General features: G+C 62.5%; 21 protein-coding genes. 7 read left to right on the forward strand and 14 right to left on the reverse strand.

Going from position 1 to position 19239, the window contains the following annotated elements; genetic code table 11:
- Nucleotides 1–5: 5 nt before the first annotated feature.
- The 6 genes from ABJ363_01380 to rpsF form a co-directional block, all read right to left on the reverse strand.
- Entirely contained in the window at nt 6–461 is a 456-nt protein-coding gene (locus ABJ363_01380) for a YaiI/YqxD family protein (protein ID MEP4377625.1), read from the reverse strand.
- Nucleotides 462–482: 21 nt separating this feature from the next.
- Nucleotides 483–1715, reverse strand: coding sequence for a cyclopropane-fatty-acyl-phospholipid synthase family protein (locus ABJ363_01385; protein MEP4377626.1), 1233 nt, complete (start codon nt 1713–1715; stop codon nt 483–485).
- Between the two features lie 83 nt (nt 1716–1798).
- Nucleotides 1799–2512, reverse strand: coding sequence for a 50S ribosomal protein L9 (rplI, locus tag ABJ363_01390; protein ID MEP4377627.1), 714 nt, complete (start codon nt 2510–2512; stop codon nt 1799–1801).
- Nucleotide 2513: 1 nt separating this feature from the next.
- Nucleotides 2514–3476: a hypothetical protein gene (locus tag ABJ363_01395; GenBank protein MEP4377628.1), complete on the reverse strand. Its 963-nt coding sequence runs from the start codon at nt 3474–3476 to the stop codon at nt 2514–2516.
- A gap of 47 nt (nt 3477–3523) precedes the next feature.
- Nucleotides 3524–3781 (reverse strand): 30S ribosomal protein S18, encoded by a 258-nt coding sequence (gene rpsR / locus ABJ363_01400; GenBank protein ID MEP4377629.1) that lies wholly within the window; start codon nt 3779–3781, stop codon nt 3524–3526.
- 5 nt (nt 3782–3786) lie between these two features.
- Nucleotides 3787–4287, reverse strand: a complete 501-nt coding sequence (rpsF, locus tag ABJ363_01405; GenBank protein MEP4377630.1) for a 30S ribosomal protein S6 — start codon at nt 4285–4287, stop codon at nt 3787–3789.
- Nucleotides 4288–4566: 279 nt separating this feature from the next.
- Between rpsF and fabD the strand changes: the two genes are divergently transcribed.
- The 5 genes from fabD (at nt 4567) to mltG (ending at nt 9205) form a co-directional block, all read left to right on the forward strand.
- A complete protein-coding gene (gene fabD / locus ABJ363_01410; GenBank protein MEP4377631.1) occupies nt 4567–5508 on the forward strand; it encodes an ACP S-malonyltransferase in 942 nt (313 codons plus the stop codon).
- A gap of 9 nt (nt 5509–5517) precedes the next feature.
- Entirely contained in the window at nt 5518–6255 is a 738-nt protein-coding gene (gene fabG, locus ABJ363_01415) for a 3-oxoacyl-ACP reductase FabG (protein MEP4377632.1), read from the forward strand.
- A gap of 232 nt (nt 6256–6487) precedes the next feature.
- Complete coding sequence (locus ABJ363_01420) at nt 6488–6724, forward strand: acyl carrier protein (protein MEP4377633.1); 237 nt, start codon at nt 6488–6490, stop codon at nt 6722–6724.
- A gap of 83 nt (nt 6725–6807) precedes the next feature.
- Complete coding sequence (gene fabF / locus ABJ363_01425) at nt 6808–8067, forward strand: beta-ketoacyl-ACP synthase II (GenBank protein ID MEP4377634.1); 1260 nt, start codon at nt 6808–6810, stop codon at nt 8065–8067.
- A 163-nt stretch (nt 8068–8230) separates the two neighbouring features.
- The gene (gene mltG / locus ABJ363_01430; GenBank protein MEP4377635.1) at nt 8231–9205 is read left to right on the forward strand and encodes an endolytic transglycosylase MltG; all 975 of its coding nucleotides are present in this window, start codon (nt 8231–8233) and stop codon (nt 9203–9205) included.
- Nucleotides 9206–9238: 33 nt separating this feature from the next.
- Here mltG and ABJ363_01435 read toward each other — a convergent pair whose 3' ends face one another.
- The gene (locus ABJ363_01435; GenBank protein ID MEP4377636.1) at nt 9239–10039 is read right to left on the reverse strand and encodes a glucose 1-dehydrogenase; all 801 of its coding nucleotides are present in this window, start codon (nt 10037–10039) and stop codon (nt 9239–9241) included.
- A 15-nt stretch (nt 10040–10054) separates the two neighbouring features.
- Nucleotides 10055–10780, reverse strand: a complete 726-nt coding sequence (locus ABJ363_01440; protein MEP4377637.1) for an SDR family NAD(P)-dependent oxidoreductase — start codon at nt 10778–10780, stop codon at nt 10055–10057.
- Between the two features lie 136 nt (nt 10781–10916).
- On the opposite strand from ABJ363_01440, the gene ABJ363_01445 reads away from it, so the two are divergent.
- Together ABJ363_01445 and gmk are read left to right on the forward strand one after the other, a co-directional pair.
- Nucleotides 10917–11792, forward strand: coding sequence for a YicC/YloC family endoribonuclease (locus ABJ363_01445; GenBank protein MEP4377638.1), 876 nt, complete (start codon nt 10917–10919; stop codon nt 11790–11792).
- 8 nt (nt 11793–11800) lie between these two features.
- Nucleotides 11801–12454: a guanylate kinase gene (gmk, locus tag ABJ363_01450; protein ID MEP4377639.1), complete on the forward strand. Its 654-nt coding sequence runs from the start codon at nt 11801–11803 to the stop codon at nt 12452–12454.
- 44 nt (nt 12455–12498) lie between these two features.
- Here gmk and ABJ363_01455 read toward each other — a convergent pair whose 3' ends face one another.
- From ABJ363_01455 to lptF, 6 genes are all read right to left on the reverse strand, one after another.
- A complete protein-coding gene (locus ABJ363_01455; GenBank protein ID MEP4377640.1) occupies nt 12499–12699 on the reverse strand; it encodes a hypothetical protein in 201 nt (66 codons plus the stop codon).
- Nucleotides 12700–12723: 24 nt separating this feature from the next.
- Nucleotides 12724–13563, reverse strand: coding sequence for a 16S rRNA (adenine(1518)-N(6)/adenine(1519)-N(6))-dimethyltransferase RsmA (gene rsmA, locus ABJ363_01460; GenBank protein MEP4377641.1), 840 nt, complete (start codon nt 13561–13563; stop codon nt 12724–12726).
- Nucleotides 13556–14797 carry a peptidylprolyl isomerase gene (locus tag ABJ363_01465; GenBank protein ID MEP4377642.1) on the reverse strand — a complete coding sequence of 414 codons (1242 nt, stop codon included), beginning with the start codon at nt 14795–14797 and terminating at the stop codon, nt 13556–13558. The genes rsmA and ABJ363_01465 overlap by 8 nt, the downstream gene beginning before the upstream one ends.
- A gap of 84 nt (nt 14798–14881) precedes the next feature.
- Nucleotides 14882–17011 carry an LPS assembly protein LptD gene (gene lptD / locus ABJ363_01470; GenBank protein MEP4377643.1) on the reverse strand — a complete coding sequence of 710 codons (2130 nt, stop codon included), beginning with the start codon at nt 17009–17011 and terminating at the stop codon, nt 14882–14884.
- Complete coding sequence (lptG, locus tag ABJ363_01475) at nt 17011–18111, reverse strand: LPS export ABC transporter permease LptG (protein ID MEP4377644.1); 1101 nt, start codon at nt 18109–18111, stop codon at nt 17011–17013. The genes lptD and lptG overlap by 1 nt, the downstream gene beginning before the upstream one ends.
- A 12-nt stretch (nt 18112–18123) precedes the next feature.
- Nucleotides 18124–19233 (reverse strand): LPS export ABC transporter permease LptF, encoded by a 1110-nt coding sequence (lptF, locus tag ABJ363_01480; GenBank protein MEP4377645.1) that lies wholly within the window; start codon nt 19231–19233, stop codon nt 18124–18126.
- Between the last annotated feature and the right edge of the window lie 6 nt (nt 19234–19239).

Below are 19239 nucleotides of genomic sequence, written 5' to 3' on the forward strand. Positions count from 1 at the left end.
TGCGGCTATGGGGCGTTCTTGATCGCCTGGATTGTCGTTTCGAGGGCCTGCAGGAAATTCGACCGGTCCTGTTTGGCAAATGCGCGGGGGCCACGCGTGGTCTCGCCGGCCGAACGCAGGTCCGTCATCAGGTCCCGCGTGGCCAGCGCCATGCCGATTGAGGCCTTGTCGAGCGCCTTACCGTTGGGTCGCAGCGCGCGGGCGTCCTTCTTGATGCAGCGGTCGGCAAGCGGGATGTCCTGGGTGATGACAATATCCCCCGGGCCGATACGCTCGGCGATCCAGTCATCGGCCACGTCCGCGCCGTCGGCAACGACTGTCTGGGACACGAGCGGATGCCCGTGGAACCCGAACATGCCGCTGTTCGAGACGAGATGGACGCGCAGCTGGTGCCGTTCAGCGACCCGCACGATCTCGTCCTTCACCGGGCAGGCGTCGGCATCGACATAGAGTTCGAGCATGAGCAATGTGACGCGCCGGGACTACTCCGCGGCCTTCGTCTCCGCCTGACCGACCGCCCGGTCCCAGTCGGTGATGTAGTCCCGGGTCAAGGGAACCGCGTCCTGGCGCTTGGCGATCTGGATCTGGAAGACCATCTGGCCCATCCGCCGGAAGGCGATCTCACAGCCGAGCAGATAGAACTCCCACATCCGGCAAAAACGCTCGTCATAAAGCGCCAGCGCCTTGTCGCGCTGATCCATGAAGCGGTCGTACCAGATGTGCAGCGTATCGGCGTAGTGCAAGCGCAGGATCTCGATATCCGTGACCCACAGGCCGGCCTTTTCGATGGCCGTGAGGGTCTCGGACAGGGATGGCGTGTAGCCGCCGGGGAAGATGTACTTGCGCAGCCACGGGTTGGTGTTGCCCGGTGGTTCCATCCGTCCGATCGAATGAAGCAGGAAGACACCGTCATCCGAGAGCAGTTGCCTGGCCTTTCGGAAATACTCCGTGAAATGGCCTGCACCCACATGTTCGAACATGCCGACCGAGACGATCCGGTCAAAGGTCTCCGGTTCGTCGCGATAATCCTGGAGCTTGAAACGGACCCGGTCGGAAAGTCCGGCGTCTGCCGCGCGCTGCTGGCTGACCTTGTGTTGTTCCTTGGAGAGGGTCACGCCCGTGACGTCGGCCCCTGTGGTCTGCGCAAGATAGAGCGCCATGCCGCCCCACCCCGACCCGATGTCGAGCACCTTCATACCCGGGCGGTCGAGCAGAAGCTTGGCGGCGATATGACGCTTCTTGTCGTGTTGGGCCCGCTCAAGATCCGTGTGGGGTTCATTGAAATAGGCGCAGGAATATTGCCGGTCCTGATCCAGGAACAAGTCATACAGATCATCGGACAGGTCGTAGTGATGGGCGACATTCTTCTGTGCCTTGCCGACCGGATTATATTGCTGGATGTGCCGGAACAGCCGGCTCATGACCGCGGTCAAACTCGAAAACCAATGGTCCTCGAAGATTTCGATATTGCGGCCGATGAGATCGATCAGGTCGTAGAGGTTGCCTTCTTCGATTATCAGCGTGCCGTCCATATAGGCTTCGCCGACTGCGAGACGCGGGTTTATCAGCAACCGTCGTTCGGTTGCGCGGTCCTGTAGGCGAACCTTGACGCGGGGCGAAGCACCGTTTCCGAAACGGTGCGTTTTTCCCCCTGCATCTATAAGGCTGAAATCGCCCTCACCGATGATCCCGTCGAGAAACCGCGCGAGAAGCATCGCATCCCCCGTTTTGCAAAATAATTACGACGCGGTGAAAATCTAGCAAAACCTGCATCGCGGGGCAAAACACGGATTTGCGTTCAGGAGGTGACCTCTTCCGCCTCGCCGTCAGCACCCGATTCCGGGCTGTCTTCGCCGGCGGATTGATCGTCGGTTTCCGAAGCTTCGCCCGCGACGCGTTCGGCGACCTCTTCCTCGACCATGCCCTCGATAGCCTCGGCTTCGGCGGCCTTGTCGTCGGCCACGGCGAGCGCTTCGTCGGCAAGCGCAACGGCATTCTCGGCCGCTTCGGCGTCCTCGGCGATCTGCGTGATCGACTGGCCATGCTCGCGCTGGGTCGCGGCTTCGTCCTCGGTACGGGCGATGTTGATCGTCAGCTCGACAGAAACTTCCGGATGCAGGGAAATGCGGATCGGATGAAGACCCAGCTCCTTGATGGCCCGGTCGAGCAGAACCTGGCCGCGCCCGACCGTGACACCGTTTTCGGTGACAACGTCGGAGATATCGCGTGCGCTGACCGAGCCATAGAGCTGGCCGCTGTCGCCCGCCTGGCGGATCAGGGTCACATCGAGGACCTCGATCTTGCCGGCCACGGCTTCGGCTTCCTCGCGCCGCTTGAGGTTTTCTGCCTCGAGCTGCGTGCGTTGGGATTCGAAATGCTCCCGATTACCATCGGTGGCGCGCAATGCCTTTTTCTGCGGCAGCAGGAAATTGCGTGCGTAGCCGGATTTCACGGTGACAACGTCACCCATCTGGCCGAGTTTTTCGATACGTTCGAGAAGAATTACATCCATGTCATACCTCCTGGCCGGGTCGCACCAATCCGGTGCGCCGGCGAAGACCGAGTATCTGGTCTGCCATACCGATCAGTGCGACAGGCACACTCAACGGCGGGAAGACGATTAGAAAGCCGTAGAAAACGGCAAGGATTACGAAAGTGATTGGTGTGCGCCGCGCAATCGCGTGAAACGTGCCGACCCCGACGAGGAACATCGGCACGAAAATGGCAATCGCCGCATTCTGGCCGAGATAGGCGTAGTTGCCGTCTCCCCACCAAACGAACAGCAAGGCCACAAGGAAAGCCACCGGCACCCAAAGCGGGGTCCGGAGTTCTTCCATGCGCGGCGTGGGCCGCCCCAATGCGCCGCGGTTGTGGAGCAGGGCGATGGCCCCGGCGGTGGAGACCGTGAGCAACAACAGCCACACCACCATCACCGCGCCCGGGAAGAACGGCGCCATCATGCTGGACATCGACCGGATCCGGAACAGACCGAACTCGGGGAAAAGCCCCGTCAACGCCGGTTCCAGAAATGTTCGGGTTAAAACCGCAAGATCCGTGTCGCCCTTGATCACCATCAAACCGATAATGACCATGACGGCAATGGCTGCCGCGAGTAGCCAGGCCATGACTGTCAATGGCGGTTGCCACTCGATATAGCCCAACGACGACGTGCGTGAGCGTCCCAGCATGTGCACGGCAAACACAATCGGTGCGGCAAACAACACGGCGAACAGAATTGACGGTTCCGGCCCCAGCGCAAGCGCCAGGACAATACCCGTGATCACCACAAGCCCGGTGAGGCCTGCACCCGCCGCCGCGATCACACCGATTCCCAACCCGGCGGCCATCAAGGGGATGCCGGTCAGGGTCAGGGGTGCGGCCGCGCCGATGCCGAACGCGAACGGCACCGCAAACAGCAGTGCAGCCAGCGCACCAGCGCTGAGCGTTAAGGCATAGGGTCGGACGGCGTTGATCATCGTCATGTTCCGAACGGATACTTGTGAGGCACCCGGCCTGCCTGTCGTCAGTCGACGACGTAGGGAAGCAACGCCAGGAACCGTGCGCGCTTGATGGCGCGCGACAGCTCACGCTGTTTCTTGGCGGAGACAGCGGTGATCCGGCTCGGCACGATCTTGCCGCGTTCGGAAATGTACCGGGACAGCAATTTGGTGTCCTTGTAGTCGATCCGTGGCGAATTCGCGCCCGAGAACGGGCATGTCTTGCGACGACGGAAGAAGGGGCGTCGGCCGCCTCCGCCGCCACCGCCGGTGCGGGGTCCCATGGCCATTATTCTTTCTCCCCTTCGCTTGCAGCGGCGGCCGTATCGTCGGCCGGTGCTTCGGTTGCCGGTGTTTCGGCAGCAGGCGCCGCCGGTGCGGCTTCCGCCGCCGGCTTCGCATCTTCGCTCTTGGCGGCAGGCTTGCTGTCCCCGTCATCGTCATCGTCGCGGCGCGAACCGCGTTCCTTGCGGCCCTGCATCATGACCGACGGGGCTTCCTCATGCTCGTCGACCCGCAGCGTGAGATAGCGAAGAACGTCGTCATGGATGCGCTGCTGACGCTCCAGTTCGAGGACGACATCCGACGGGACATCGAGGTTCATCATGACGTAGTGACCCTTGCGGTTCTTCTTGATTCGGTAGGCGAGGTTGCGGAGGCCCCATGATTCGGAGGCCACGACCTTCCCGCCACCGGTTTCAACGACCCCGGTAAAGGTTTCGATCAGTTGATCGACCTGCGTGCCGGAAATATCCTGGCGCGCAATAAAGACGTGTTCGTAGAGTGGCATATTCTGCGACTCCCCTTGGCTGTTAGCTGACCACCGACGATCGCCCCTTTCGGGCCGCGTCCGCATGGTCATAGCCGGCCTGCAATGGCGAGACCGGCAAGGAGTTGACGCCGGATGTCTCCCGGCGCCGCTTGAGGCGCGGGAATACACCACAAGCGCCCTGTTGGCGCAAGCGATAGATCAATGTCTTGCCCGCGCGTATCGGGTTGCGTTGCCTTGCGGCTCGGCGGTGGCGGCGATATGAAGGTCGGGCACCGTGAAATAATGAAAGTTACAGATATGAATCGCGCATTCGTCTTTCCCGGACAGGGAAGCCAGGAAGTGGGCATGGGGCAGGGCCTTGCGGCGGCCTTTCCGGCCGCCCGGCTTGTTTTTGAGGAAGTCGACGACGCGCTGGAGGCGCATCTCAGCCGGATCATCTTCGAAGGTCCGCAAGACGAACTCACATTGACCCGGAACGCCCAGCCGGCGCTGATGGCCATGAGCATGGCGGTCGTGCGCGTCCTCGAGGAAGAGGGCGGGGTGAAGGTCTCCGAGGCGGCGTCGTATGTTGCCGGCCACAGCCTCGGTGAATATTCCGCGCTGGCCGCGTCGGGGGCGTTGAGTATCGCCGACACGGCGCGGCTCCTGCAGACCCGCGGCGAGGCCATGCAGGCCGCCGTTCCCGTAGGCGTGGGTGCCATGGCGGCGATTCTCGGACCCAGCCTGGAAGAAGTGGAGGCGATCGCGGCCGAAGCGGCCGGGGATCAGGTCTGTGATGTGGCCAATGATAATTCGGACGGGCAGGTCGTGGTCAGCGGCAACACGGAAGCCGTTGAGCGCGCCGTGGAAATTGCCAAGGAGCGCGGCGCGCGCCGCGCCATCCTGCTGCCGGTGAGTGCGCCGTTCCACTGTTCGCTGCTCGATCCGGCCGCGGATGTCATGACCTATGCATTGGCGAGCGCCGCAATTTCCGTGCCGAACCCGCCCGTGATTGCCAACGTCACGGCGACACCGGTTTCGGAACCCGATGAGATTCGCAGCCTCCTGATCGAGCAGGTCACCAGCCGGGTGCGCTGGCGCGAAGGGGTGCTGGCCATGCGTGAGCTCGGGGTTGAGGAATTGTGTGAACTCGGTGCCGGCAAGGTTTTGTCGGGTCTGACCCGACGGATCGACCGGGAGATGACGAGCCGCGCGATCGGAACACCGGATGATATCGAAGCCTTTATCGGCGCGCTTTAGGGGGGCGATATGTTTGAGCTGAATGAAAAGACCGCACTTGTCACCGGTGCGACCGGGGGTATCGGCGATGCGATTGCCCGGGCACTGCATGCGCGCGGTGCGAATGTGGTGATCAGTGGAACGCGTGCGGAACGGTTGGAGGCATTGGCCGCCGATCTGGGGCCCAATTGTCACATCGCGGCGGCGGACTTGTCCGACCCGGCCGCGCCCGACGCCCTGGTCGCGGCCGCCACCGAAGCGGCGGGCGGGGTCGATATCCTGATCAACAATGCCGGCCTGACCCGCGACAATCTTGCCATGCGGATGAAAGACGAGGAGTGGCAGCAGGTGCTCGACGTAAATCTTTCGGCGTCGTTCCGTCTGAGCCGCGCTGTCCTGCGGGGCATGATGAAGGCGCGGTGGGGCCGTATCGTGACGATCACCTCGGTGGTCGGCGCGACGGGCAATCCCGGGCAGGTGAACTATGCGGCATCGAAGGCCGGGTTGACCGGGATGACGAAGGCACTTGCGCAGGAAGTTGCCAGCCGGGGTATCACCGTCAATTGCATCGCCCCGGGGTTTATCGAGACACCGATGACCGACGCCCTGTCCGATGACCAGAAGGCAACACTGCTCGAGCGAATCCCCACGGGCCGGCTTGGGCTGCCCGCGGACATTTCGGCCAGCGCCGCGTATCTGGTGAGTAACGAGGCGGGATATGTCACCGGGCAGACGCTGCATGTAAACGGCGGGATGGCGATGCTGTGATGATGGGACCAGGAGCTGTGATCCCGCATGCGCTTGACGTTAAGGACGAACGCCGGTAAACGCCGCCACTGAGTAGCGTCGGGATTACCGCCTATGGCGAGACGCGTGACGCTGTGATAGGGATGAACGGTTGATTTCGGGGGTACTCGGACACCGAATCGTCTTAAATCAGTACCGTATCAACGGTGTCGAAGACGACACTGAGAAACCAAGGAAGCAAGGGCAGGCAGACATGAGCGATATCGCTGACCGCGTGCAGAAAATTGTTGTCGAACATCTGGGTGTCGACGAGGGCAAAGTTTCAGAGGGCGCGAGCTTCATCGATGACCTCGGCGCCGACAGTCTCGACACCGTCGAGCTCGTGATGGCGTTCGAAGAAGAATTCGGATGTGAAATTCCCGACGATGCCGCTGAGAAAATTCTCACGGTCGGGGACGCAGTCAAGTTCCTCGAATCCGCGGCAGACTGAACCACCGATTGAACCATGCGCGCGTTGCGCAGTTCGTTCGTCTGTGAGTTTCAACTGACCGTGCAACCGCGCATCGGAATCCAATGAGACGTGTCGTCGTAACCGGAATGGGTTTGGTCACGCCGTTAGGCGTGGGCCTCGATCATAATTGGGGCCGTTTGACCAACGGTGACTCCGGTGCCGTGGGGATTCAGAAATTTGACGTGTCCGACTTGCCGGCCAAGATCGCCGCACAAGTACCGCGCGGCGATGGCTCGGACGGCACGTTCAACCCCGACAATTATGTTTCGGCGAAGGATCAGCGCCGGATCGATGAGTTCATCATCTACGGGGTCTCCGCCGCGGTCGAGGCGGTCGAGGATTCGGGCTGGAAGCCGGACGATGTGGAGGGTCAGGAACGCACGGGCGTCATGATCGGGTCGGGCATCGGCGGCCTGCAGACCATATACGAAGGCTCAACCCTCCTGAACGCCGAAAGTCCGCGCAAGGTGGGGCCGTTCTTTATCCCGTCTGCGCTGATCAACCTTGCGTCGGGTCAAGTATCGATCAAATACGGGTTCAAGGGGCCGAACCACGCTGTCGTGACGGCCTGTTCAACCGGCGCTCACGCGATCGGTGATGCCGCGCGTCTGATCATGTGGGATGATGCCGATGTCATGGTGGCGGGCGGTGCCGAGGCGGCAATTTGCCGTATCGGGATTGCCGGCTTCGCGGCCTGCCGGGCGTTGTCGACCGGCTATAATGACACGCCCGAGGCGGCTTCCCGGCCCTATGACAAGGGCCGTGACGGCTTTGTCATGGGTGAAGGGGCCGGCGTGGTCGTGCTCGAGGAGTACGAGCACGCCAAGGCGCGTGGCGCCAGGATATATGCCGAGATCATCGGCTATGGCATGTCCGGCGATGCACATCACATCACGGCGCCGGCGGAAGACGGCAATGGCGGGTTCCGGTCCATGCAGGCCGCGATCAAGCGCGCCAAGCTCAATCCCGATGATATCGACTATGTGAACGCGCACGGCACATCGACTCCGCTGGGCGACGAGATTGAGCTGGGCGCGGTGAAGCGCCTGTTTGGCGATCATGCCTATTCGTTGGCCATGTCCTCGACCAAGTCCGCAATCGGTCATCTGCTCGGTGCGGCCGGTGCGGTGGAGGCGATCTACTCGATCATGGCAATCAACAACAATACCGTGCCGCCGACGATCAATCTCGACGATCCGTCGGATGCCTGCGACATCGACCTGGTTCCCCATGTCGCCAAGGAAAAGCCGGTGCGCAACGTCCTGAGTAATTCCTTCGGGTTCGGCGGCACAAACGCGAGCCTGGTGTTCACCGAAGTCTGACGGCCGGCACGCCGGCCCGTGCGAATCCGGGCGGCGCGGCTATCATGCCGTCGCGATGAGCGACACTCCTCCATCTGAAACGCCCCGCGAAGGGCCAGCTGCCGAAAGGTCTGGCGAGAGACCCGCCCGGCGCCCGCGCCGTGGCCTTGGCTGGCTCGTTTCCATGTTTGTGTTTGTGCTGATCGCGGGCGCGACCCTGGCCGGTGGCGGCACGGTCATGTTGCACCGGGCCTACAGCGACCCCGGGCCCCTGGCGGCCGACACGTCCGTGGTCATACCGCGCGGTGCGTCCGGGCAGGCGATCGCTTCTATCCTGGTTGAATCGGGTGTTGCGGCGGACACGCGTCTGTTCGCCATCGCCGTTCGCTTTCTGGCGCCGGACCGCCCGCTGCGCGCCGGGGAGTATTCGTTTTCGGCCGGGGTCAGCCTTCGTGATGCGGTGGCCAAGCTGCAGGCGGGCGACACCGTCGTGCGCCGTTTGACGGTCGCGGAAGGCCTGACAACCCGTGAAATTCTCGCGCTCGTCATGGCGGCCGAGGGGCTGATGGGCCCCACTCCCGAACCCTTCGAAATCGGCGAGGGGGCGATGCTGCCGGAGACCTATCATTTCAGTCTGGGTGATACGCGCGCGGAGCTGGTCGCCCGTATGATCGCCGCCCGGGATGCAGCACTCGCCCGCCTCTGGCAGACGCGGCAACCGGACCTTCCCCTGGCATCGCCCGAGGCGGCCCTCATTTTGGCCTCTATCGTTGAGCGCGAGACCGCCGTTCCCGGGGAGCGCGCACGGGTGGCGGGCGTATTTATCAATCGTCTGAGAAGGGGCATGCGACTGCAGTCCGATCCGACGGTCGCTTACGGACTGTTCGGAGAGAACGGTGCGCTCGATCGGCCGTTGCGCCGCACCGATCTGGGTGTCGATCATCCCTACAATACCTACGTTCATCGCGGCCTGCCGCCCGGGCCGATCGCCAATCCGGGGCTCGCCAGCATCGCGGCGGTTCTCAATCCGGCGGCAACCAAAGACCTTTATTTCGTCGCCGACGGCACCGGCGGCCATGCGTTCGCGCGGACATTGGCGGAACATAACCGCAATGTCGCGCGCTGGCGGCGCATTCAACGTGAGCAACGCGCGCGGTAGAGCGCATCGTGCTGGGTGGTTATTCGGTCGGATTCAGATTTTCTGGTCGGGTTGCGCCATGACTTGTTTGAGGACGCGCCAATAGCCGCCGACGTCGGTGAAGCCGCCGTCGACGGTCATGTCATGGCCTGTGATGTAGCTCGAATCATCGCAAGCCAGAAACAGCACGACTTTGGCGATTTCCTCCGGGCTGGCGCCCCGTTCCATGGGTGTCTGTTCGGCCAGCGCCTCGACGAAGTCGACGGATTCCGCCACCAGCGGCGTGTGCACCAGTCCCGGATGCACGGCGTTCACGCGAATATTCCAATCCACGAGTTCCATCGCTGCGCTTTTGGTGATCCCGCGTATGCCCCACTTGCTGGCGCTGTAGGCGGTCGCGAAATGTCCCGTCAGGCCTGCGATGGAGCCGGTGTTCACGATGCCACCGCCGCCGCTGTCGCGAATCAGCGGGGCGGCCGAACGGATGCCAAGGAACGGCCCCGTCAGGTTGATCGACAGCAACCGGTTCCAATCCTCGAGATTGGTGTTGGTGACCGAGCCCCCACGCAGCGGAACTCCCGCGTTGTTGACCAGAATATTCAGGCCGCCGAAATCCGTCGCGATGCCGTCGATCGCGCCTGCCCATTCGTCCTCGCTGGCCACATCGAGATGCCGGTATTCCGCTGTGCCACCGCCGTCGCGAATGACCTGGGCCTGGGCTTCGCCCGCGTCGTCGGCAATATCGGCGAGGATGACCTGCGCGCCGGCCTGGGCGAACAGGTTGGCTTCCGCAGCACCTTGTCCGCTGCTTGCCCCGGTCACGAGCGCCGTTTTTCCGGCGAGTTTCTGATCCATGAAAATGTCCTCGGTTTACAGGAATGCGAGCATGCGAATGCCCAGATAGAGTGGCAGAGGAAATGCGATTCGCGATTTTCCGGCAGCCAGTCCCCGCACGATCCGGCGCGCGGCCTGGTCGGCATCCATCAGCATCGGCATGCGAAAATTGTTGGCGTCGGTCATTGGCGACCGCACAAACCCCGGGCAAATCACACTGATACCGACAGCGCTGCGGCGGTATGCGCGTCGTAATCCTTCGCCATAGAAGCGAACCGCGGCTTTGCTGGCGCAATAGGCTGGCGCCGCGCCAAAGGCCCGGAAACCGGCGAGGCTCGACATGATGGCGATCTGCCCGGCATCGCGCGCGAGCATGCGGGCGAGGACGGGTTCGACGGAATTGACCACCCCATCGACGTTGGTGGCGAATATCTCGGCATCGCTGGCGTCGGGCGCACTGCCCAGCTTGATTGTTCCGGCAGAGATACCGGCATTCGCGACGACCAGATCCAGCGGGCAGTTCGCATCCGCATGCTTGAGCCACGCCGTCATCGAGACCGGGTCCGTGACGTCGGTTCGGCGCGTTTCACACCGGGCGCCCTTTGCCCGGCATGCGTCGGCGACCGCGTCGAGGCGCGCGATGTTGCGCCCGCCGAGTGACAGCGATCGATCCGGCGCGGCATAGGCAACGGCCAGAGCCGCGCCGATCCCGCTGGAGGCGCCCGTAATCAGTACATGACCGGGATTATCGAACGGCGGCACCGGGCTTCCTGCGGTTGCGCACCGGGTTGTTGGTGATCCGGTGCCAAGTTATAAGGCAAAGCATGATAGCAGCACTGCCGCGCGCCGGGTTGAGTCACCTCCTACCGGTCTTCTCCACGCTATGACCCTTCAAAGCATGACCGGTTTCGCCCGCACGGCCGGGCAGGATGATCTCTACGCGTGGACGTGGGAGGGACGCAGCGTTAACGCGCGCGGTCTCGATGTGCGCTGTCGTGTTCCGAACGGCTATGAGGCTGTCGAACAGGCGGTTCGTGCGGCAGCGGCCAAAATGTTCCAGCGCGGCAACATCACCGTCGGTGTGTCCCTCGAAAGGGTCGGCCAGACGAGTACCCGTTTCCGGATCAACCGGGACCTTCTGGACCAGGTGCAGACGCTGCGCGCGGAATTGGGCGACGCGATTGCCGATACGCCGCCGACCATCGACGGCCTGCTGTCCATACGCGGCATGCTCGAGCCGGTTGATGTCGTGGAGGACGAGGACATGCGCGCTGCGCGCGAGACCGCGATGGTCGCGTCGGGGCAGGACATGCTGACGGCGCTGGCGGGCGCACGGGCCGGCGAAGGACAACGTCTCGACGAGATTATGACGGGCCATCTGGATGTCCTCACAAGCCTGACGCAGGAGGCCGCCGGTGCGACCGCGACTCAGCCCGCGGCGATCCGCGAACGTCTCTCTGTGCTTGTCGAGGAGCTTTTGGGGGCCGACCCGAAATTGCCCGAGGAACGGTTGGCACAAGAGGCGGCGGTGTTGGTTGGCAAGGCCGATATTCGCGAAGAACTGGACCGCCTCGCCGTACATGTCGCGGCCGTGCGTGAGTTGCTGGACGATGGTGCGGCCGTCGGACGGCGGCTCGATTTCCTGTGCCAGGAGCTAAACCGGGAAGCGAACACGCTGTGTTCCAAATCGGCGGATGTCGAGTTGACGCGGATCGGCCTGGCGATGAAGGCGACCATCGAGCAGTTTCGCGAGCAGGTGCAGAATGTCGAATAGGACGCAATATGGTCGATGAAACGACCGGTGGGCTGGAGATCAGGCGGCGCGGGCTGATGCTTGTCCTCTCCTCGCCTTCGGGCGCGGGCAAGACGTCAATCTCGCGCGCCGTTCTGGAGCGGGATTCGGGAATATCCCTGTCGATTTCCGTGACCACCCGGCCGCGCCGGCCGGGCGAGGTCGACGGTGAACACTATGTCTTTGTTGACCGGACGGAATTCGATCTGATGGTGAATCGTCAGGAGCTGTTGGAGTACGCCAAGGTCTTCGACCACTATTATGGGACGCCACGCGGCCCCGTCGACGACGCCCTCAGTTCAGGCCGTGATGTGCTTTTCGACATCGACTGGCAGGGCACCCAGCAGGTGGCGGAGCGCGCCCGCGACGACCTGGTGAGCGTCTTCATCCTGCCGCCAACGACGGCCGAACTCGAACGGCGGCTGCAAACCCGGGCCCAGGACAGCCATGAGGTGATCGCCGATCGCATGGCGAAGGCCGCAGACGAGATCACGCACTGGTCCGAGTATGACTATGTGGTGGTCAATGAAAGCTTTGAAGACAGTGTCGCGAAGGTGATGGCCATACTTGACGCCGAGCGCCTTCGGCGGCCCCGGCAAGAAGGCTTGTCAGACCTCGTGCGTCTGCTGCGGCAGGGCCAGTAGACAAAACGCCGAGCGGGTAGTCCGGCAAACCCGCAAGCTGCCGCTCATTTGGAGCTGCGAAGTGCTACCTCTTCATCCAGCAGCACCGCGAGCTTGCGGATCGAATCCTGCTGGCAGAAGGGAAGACCCAGCCGTGCATATTCGGGTTCATGCACCCGATGACGAAAGCCGGGGACGGCGGGGTCGTGGGCCGGTCTGGTTGCCTTTGCCTCAGACGAATTTTCGCGTTTCAGGAATTTCAGCATTCGCGAACATTGGCATCGCAGAGTTCAGCGCGCAAGCGGACGCGCGCCCAGAACACGCGCAATCGCGCAGAATTGTTCGACGCTGAGATCCTCCGCCCGGGCGTCTTCGGGCACATTTGCCGCGGCGAGAATGTCTGCCCCACCGATCTGGGCGAGGGCACGGCGAAGCATCTTGCGCCGTTGGCCAAAGGCCGCGCGCGTGACGATTTCAAGGTCTTCCCGGCGCGCGGGCGCGAGCGGAGTCGAACGGATATCGAGGCCGATCACGCTGGAGGTAACATTGGGAGGCGGCACGAAGGCCGATGCGGGTATGTCAAAATGGGTTCTCGGTTCCGTCAGCCAGCGCGCGAGGACGGAAAGCCGGCCGTAGGATTTACTGCCCTGGGTCGCGACGATGCGGGCGGCCACTTCTTTCTGAAACATCAACGTAAAGCCGAGGAAGGCCTCTGATTGCATGAGCCAGTTGATGAGCAATTGTGTGCCGACATTATAGGGGAGATTTGCCACGATCCGCCGGGGATGGGGGGTAATCTCGGTCAGGTCGGTCTTCAGGGCGTCGGCGGAGATGACGGTCAGGCGTCCCGCGGCCCGCTCGGCCAGTTCGCGCAATGCCGCAACCGCGCGCGGGTCGCGCTCGATGGCGAAGACATGCCGGGCGTTGGATTCGAGCAGCGCCCGCGTCAAACCTCCCGGGCCGGCGCCGATTTCGATCACGTTGATGCCCGTCAGATCGCCCGCGACGGATACAATTCGCCGTGTCAGATTCAGGTCGAACAGAAAATGCTGTCCGAGTGATTTCTGGGCCGCGATCTCGAAGCGCCCCACGATTTCTCGCAAGGGCGGCAGCGCGTCGGCGTTAAACACGCAGATCGACGAACGCAGACCGTCGCAGGTCGCGCAAGTAGCGCCGTGAAAGCATGTCGACGCGCTCGCGTTCGAGTGTTCTGCGAATGACGTCGCGGTCCGGTCCGATGTTTTCCTGACGCTCGCAGATCATGAGCACCTGCACGCCGGACGGCAGGCGGATTGGCGCGCTTGCCTGGCCGACATCGAGCTGGGCTGCGAGCGCGCGCAAATCGGCGTTCAGATCCTTGAGTTTGAACGTGGACGGTGTCGCGGGCTGCGGGGTTCCGGCCTCGGTAGCCGCGGCTGCAAAATCATCGCAACCCCGCACACTCGACGAGATGGCCCGTGCGGTCTGCATATGCGCGTCGATGGCAGCGGGCGCGTCATCCGCAGCGACTTGCAGCAGCATTTGACGCAATGCGACGGTGCGATCATTCGGGTCCGGCGGTTCGTTTGTGCGTTGGTCGATCAATATGATGATCTGTATGCCATCGGGCACCTTGATCGGCTCGGATATTTCCAGACGATCCAGGTTGGCAATTACATTGTCGATCGCGGGGTCCAGTTCGCCCGGCTGAACCCAGCCGATATCCCCGCCGGTTGCCGCGGTCGCACTCTTGGAGAATTGCTGGGCCACGGACCGAAAATCAGCACCATCGCGCAGCTGTTTCACGAGCCGATCTGCCAGGACTTCGACATCGCCCACATCGGCAGGATTGTCGACGGGCAGAAGAATCTCTCCGACCCGGTATTCGGTTACGCCTGCGGTGGCCTCGATGCGCGCAACGACGTCATCGATTTCTTCATCGCCGATCTCGATGGTTGGGATAACCGTGCGTGCGAGAAGTTTCTGCCAGGAAAGGTTTGACCGAATTTGAGTCAGCGCCGCGTCCAGAGAAATACCCTGGCTTCCGAGGAAGGATTCGAAGCCGCCGGCCGAGAGCCCGTTCGATGATTCGATTTGTTCCAATGCAGAGTCTATTTCACGCTGGGTAACACGGATATTCAATCGCTCCGCTTCCTGATTTTGCAGGGCTTCGTCGATCAGTTCCCGTAGCACCTGAGGCGCGATGCGGCGTTGTGTTTCGGCGTTATTCGGCAGGCCGGACGAGGAGATCAGAAGGCGCATGCGTTGCTGCACGTCAAAGATCGATATGACTTTCTCGTTGACCACTGCGGCGATGCGTTGCACGTCCTGCGCGGAGGCAGGTGTCGTCACCGTCACGCTCGCCGCGAAGCACGCCGCTGCCATGCACGCCGCCCCGAGCAGCCGCCTCAGGGGCGTGCGTACGCACGTCGAGGGTGCGGCGCGTGTCTGGTGAACTGCCTGTTTCATCTAGAAGACCGAAGAGCCAATCTGTCCAAGGCTTTTGAACGTAATTCTGAACGTCAGGGATTCAACCCGCGGGATATCCCGATCGGATGTGAACGTCCGGCCATATACTAGCTCGAAGTTCATACAATCGCACTCGTAGACGAGCGAGGCGCCATAAGAAAGCGTTCCGCCCTCCGCCGTAAGGTCGCGCCGGGTTTGCATCTGCGCCGACCATTGATCGGTCAGTTTGGATTTCAGCGATGCCGTGACCTCTTCGCGATCGGGAAACCCGCTGGTGCGATCGAAAAACACATAGTTGAGATCGGCGGCCAGCGCGGGTGGGCCTACCGTCGTCGAGATTTCGGTCCGTCGTGCGCGCAGGGAATCATGATCGAACCGGGTCTTGTAAAGCAGGTTCCAGAACCGGTTGGGCGTGATCTGCAGGTTGGCGACGATATCCGAGAGTTGATCCTCGAGCCCGGTTCCCAGTGGATAGGGGCTGGGTTTGCGGAACCGGAAGGATTGGCCAACCGTCAGCGTGGAGGCGCCGCCCCGTGAACCAAATACCCCCGTGCGGATGCCGTAGACCACGCGCTGCCCGCCCTCGACACGGTCGGTGCCCGAGAACCGGTTGGCGTCGAACAGGTTGGTCTCGTCGAAGGCGATACTCTGGCTGTCTTCGTCGGGAATACGCTCCGGGTTGCCGCCGTTGGGTGCGACAACAAGCGCCATGATGGGCTCGAAAGTCTGACTGTTCGGCCCCGAGCGGCGAACCCATGGATAACGCCAGCTCACCACGGCCTGGGGGAATATGCGTCCGACCACCGCATCTTCACGGCCGTTGTTCGTTTCCACATCGTCGACGTTATAAAGATCGCCCTGGACCGAGGTCCGAAAACTGGTGATCGAGCCCAGGCTGTCGGTGTGGGATATTTGCCAGCCGGGGGTGAGGCTGATCCGCTGGGTCGACGCGCCTTCTTCGCGGGTGAGCGCACGCATATTCGCGTCGAGCGTTGTCATGCCGCCGAAACTGCCGGGCGGGCTGATGTAGCGATAGTCGAGATTCGGGGCAACGATCGGGGTTTCGTTCTGGATGTCTCCGTCGCGCAGACCCTGGAAATACAGCGCCTCGGCGACGGCGTAGGACCGTGACCCGAAGCCTTCCACATAGAGCCGGTTGGTGAGCGTGTCACCGCCCTGGAATCCGTAACGTCCAAGATAGGTGTCGTCGCTGGCGAGGCGGATATCCGCCCCCCAGCGCCACAGCTCATCGATGGAAAACCGCGTTTCGGAATCGATGTGGCCGCGCAGCCGGGTCTCTCCGGTCTGGGCGTCATCCCGCGTGAACGACGCGCGGGTGCGATTCTCGCCGCTGGCGAATCTTTGCCGGTATTCACCGGTCACGACAGGGAACTGGTCGGTTGAGATGATCGGGTCGAACGTCAGATCGCTTTCGTCCGAGATCGCCCAGAAATACGGGACCTGGATCGATGAACCCAGCAGACTGGAGGCCCCGAACGTCGGGGTCAGGACGCCCGACTTGCGTTCGACGGTCGGGTCCGGGTGGCTGAGATACGGTGTGTAGGCGACGGGAAGCCCGAGCAGTTCCAGTGTGGCATCGCGATAGACGACTTCCTGGGCTTCGGCGTCATGCACGACCCGGCGCGCCTTGATTTGCCAAAGGGGTTCTTCATCGAAGCCGAGGCAGTTGCGGCAAGGCGAATAGACCGCGCGCGTCAACTCGGTCTCCACGCCGCCACGGCGCTGCGCGCTGACCGCCGCGAGGCGCGAATCGTCGTTCAGGAGCATCCGGAATCCGCGCAGGAACCCTTCGCGCATGTCTGAGGTGAGTTCGGCAAATTCGGCGAACAGCACCTCGCCCGTCGGTTCAAGCAGCACCACGTTGCCGGTTGCGGTGACGATATCGTCGCGCTGGTTATATGTGACCGCATCGGCGTTCAGTATTCGTTCACCCTGAACGATCTCCACATTGCCGCGCGCCGTCGCGGTTCCGAGCTCCTCATCGAATGACAAATCATCCGCCGTCATCAGAACCGGTTGTTCGGAATCCACCTGTTGGCCGATGGCCTGCGTGCCGGTTGCCACCGCCGCGAACAGACTGACCGCAATCCAGAGCGCGCGTATCGACATCATCCGTCTTCCTGATGGAGGAGGAAGGCGATGCCAATCAAAAGGCTGACGCCGGCCGGAGTCCAGGCCGCCAGGATCACGGGCACGCTTGCGCCGAGGCCCAGCGCCTGGATGACGTTCGTCAGCAGAAACAGGAAGAACCCGGCCAGGACTCCGGCGCCGACCAGAACAATGGTGCCGCCGCGCCGGGTCAGACGCAGAGAGAATACGGCTGCGATCAGAACCATTGCGGCCAGCAGGAACGGCTCCGCCAGGAGTGTGTGCAGTTGGAGCTGGTGTGCCACGGGCGAGAATCCGGTTTCTTCGAGTACCCGTATAAACCGCGGCAAATTCCATAATGCAACGGTGTCGGGGCTCGCGAAGCTTTCCTGAATCTTGTCGGGCGTCAGGTCGGTCGCGAGATCCTGTTTGGCCACGAAGACGCCGGCGCGTCCCGGCCGGGTCAACCAAGCCTCGGACAATTCCCACCGCCCATTCAGCAACAAGGCGCTCTCGGCGTCGATCCGGCCGGTAAACTTGTCGTCGTCGGCGAACTCGAAAACGATCACCTGCTCCAGGCGAAGTTCGTCGGGTTGGACGCGCTCGGCGTGAATCACCGTCTGGCTCGCGCCGTCATGGCCATTCTGGCGAAGCCATATGCCTTCCGCAGATACCGCCAGCAGGGATGAGCGCCCCGTGAAATACCTGCCTTCGAGTTCTTCGAACTGCGAAAGCAAAACGGCGGAAAGGGGATTGATGACCGAGATGTTGATGATGCCGAGCGCCACGGCGGCGATGATGGCGGGGGTCAGGAACTGCCAGACCGAAACGCCGGCCGCACGCAGGACAACCAGTTCGTGGTTCCGGGTCAGGCGCAGGAAGGTGAATATGCCGCCGAACATGACCGCGAATGGCACGGCTTCCTGGGCAAGAAAAGGCGTCCGCAGCAATGCCATGCTGGTGATGACGCTGAATGTCGCTTCGGACCGTCCGCTGCCGCGGCGCAGCAGCTCGACGGCATCGATCAGCAGGATGACTGCGACGATCGTGGCGAACATGATCACGAACCAGATCAGGAACTGGCGCAGGATGTAGAAGGATATGGTGCGCGAAGCGATCACGGGCGTGGCGGCCTAGGCATCTGCGGCGACCGTGGGTCGATGGCGCGGATTGCGCACCAGCCAATAGATCGAGAAGAGGATCGCACCGACCGGCAGCGCATAGCTGAACGGAATGATGGCCAACGAACGCCGCGAGACGTTGAACAATCCCAGCGCGGCGACCTGGAGGGCGAAAATCAGCGCAATGGCGAGCAATATCCGGCTGGCTTGGCCCCGGCGGTTCAGGTCGCCGGAAAGTAGCACGGCCATGGCGACGGCGGCGAAGGCCAGGATATGCAGAGGGCTGGTGAGACGCCGGTGGCCTTCGGCGATGAGTTGGCCCGAATAGGTGCGGTCGTGCAGCCCGTCGCCCGGCCACAGAAGCGAACCCAGAAAGCGTTCCTCGGGTTCGCGCCATCGGGTGGAAACATCCTGGCTGAGAAGGCTGAGATCGAGCGAATACTGGTCAAAGTTGAACAAGGTCAGGCGGCCGGACTCCCGATCGACTTCCTGCTGGCTGCCGTTGAACAGAACCACCCGGGTTCCCTGGCCTGTCTGGCTCGCGGTGCCGCGCTCCGCCGTGTAGGTCACAGGGCGTTCGGGGTCGCGGGAATCATGGGCAAAGATGCCGCGCAGTTCGCCCTCGCCGGAGCGCTCACGCACGTAGATGGTCAGACCGCTGACCGGCGTATTGAAACGCTGTTCCTGGAGCAGGACGCTCCCGTAGCTGTTGCGATAGTTGAACTGCTGCAGCTTGAAGGCATGCGTTGATGCGGGAACCAGGTAAAGCTGCAGGGCATATCCGACGAGGACGCCGAGAACGCCCAGCACAAGGCCGGGCCGCGCGAGGGAAATCTGGCCGATACCCGCGGCGCGCATGACAACGAGTTCGCTGTCATTCGTAAGCTTGTTATAGACCACAAGGATAGCGGCGAAGATCGCGATCGGCAGAACCACGGCCATGAATTTCGGCAGGTTGAGGGCGGTCATTTCGAACAGGACCGCGACCGGCAGGCCGCGATTGACGATGAAGTCGATCAGCCGAAGCGACCCGAACAACGAAATCAGCAATACAAGTGCGCCGGCGACGAACAGCGTGGCGAATGCCAGTTGCCGGAATATGTATCCGCTGATCGACGTCATGGATGC

The organism is Alphaproteobacteria bacterium (genome assembly GCA_039980135.1).
GTDB lineage: Bacteria > Pseudomonadota > Alphaproteobacteria > UBA6615 > UBA6615 > UBA8079.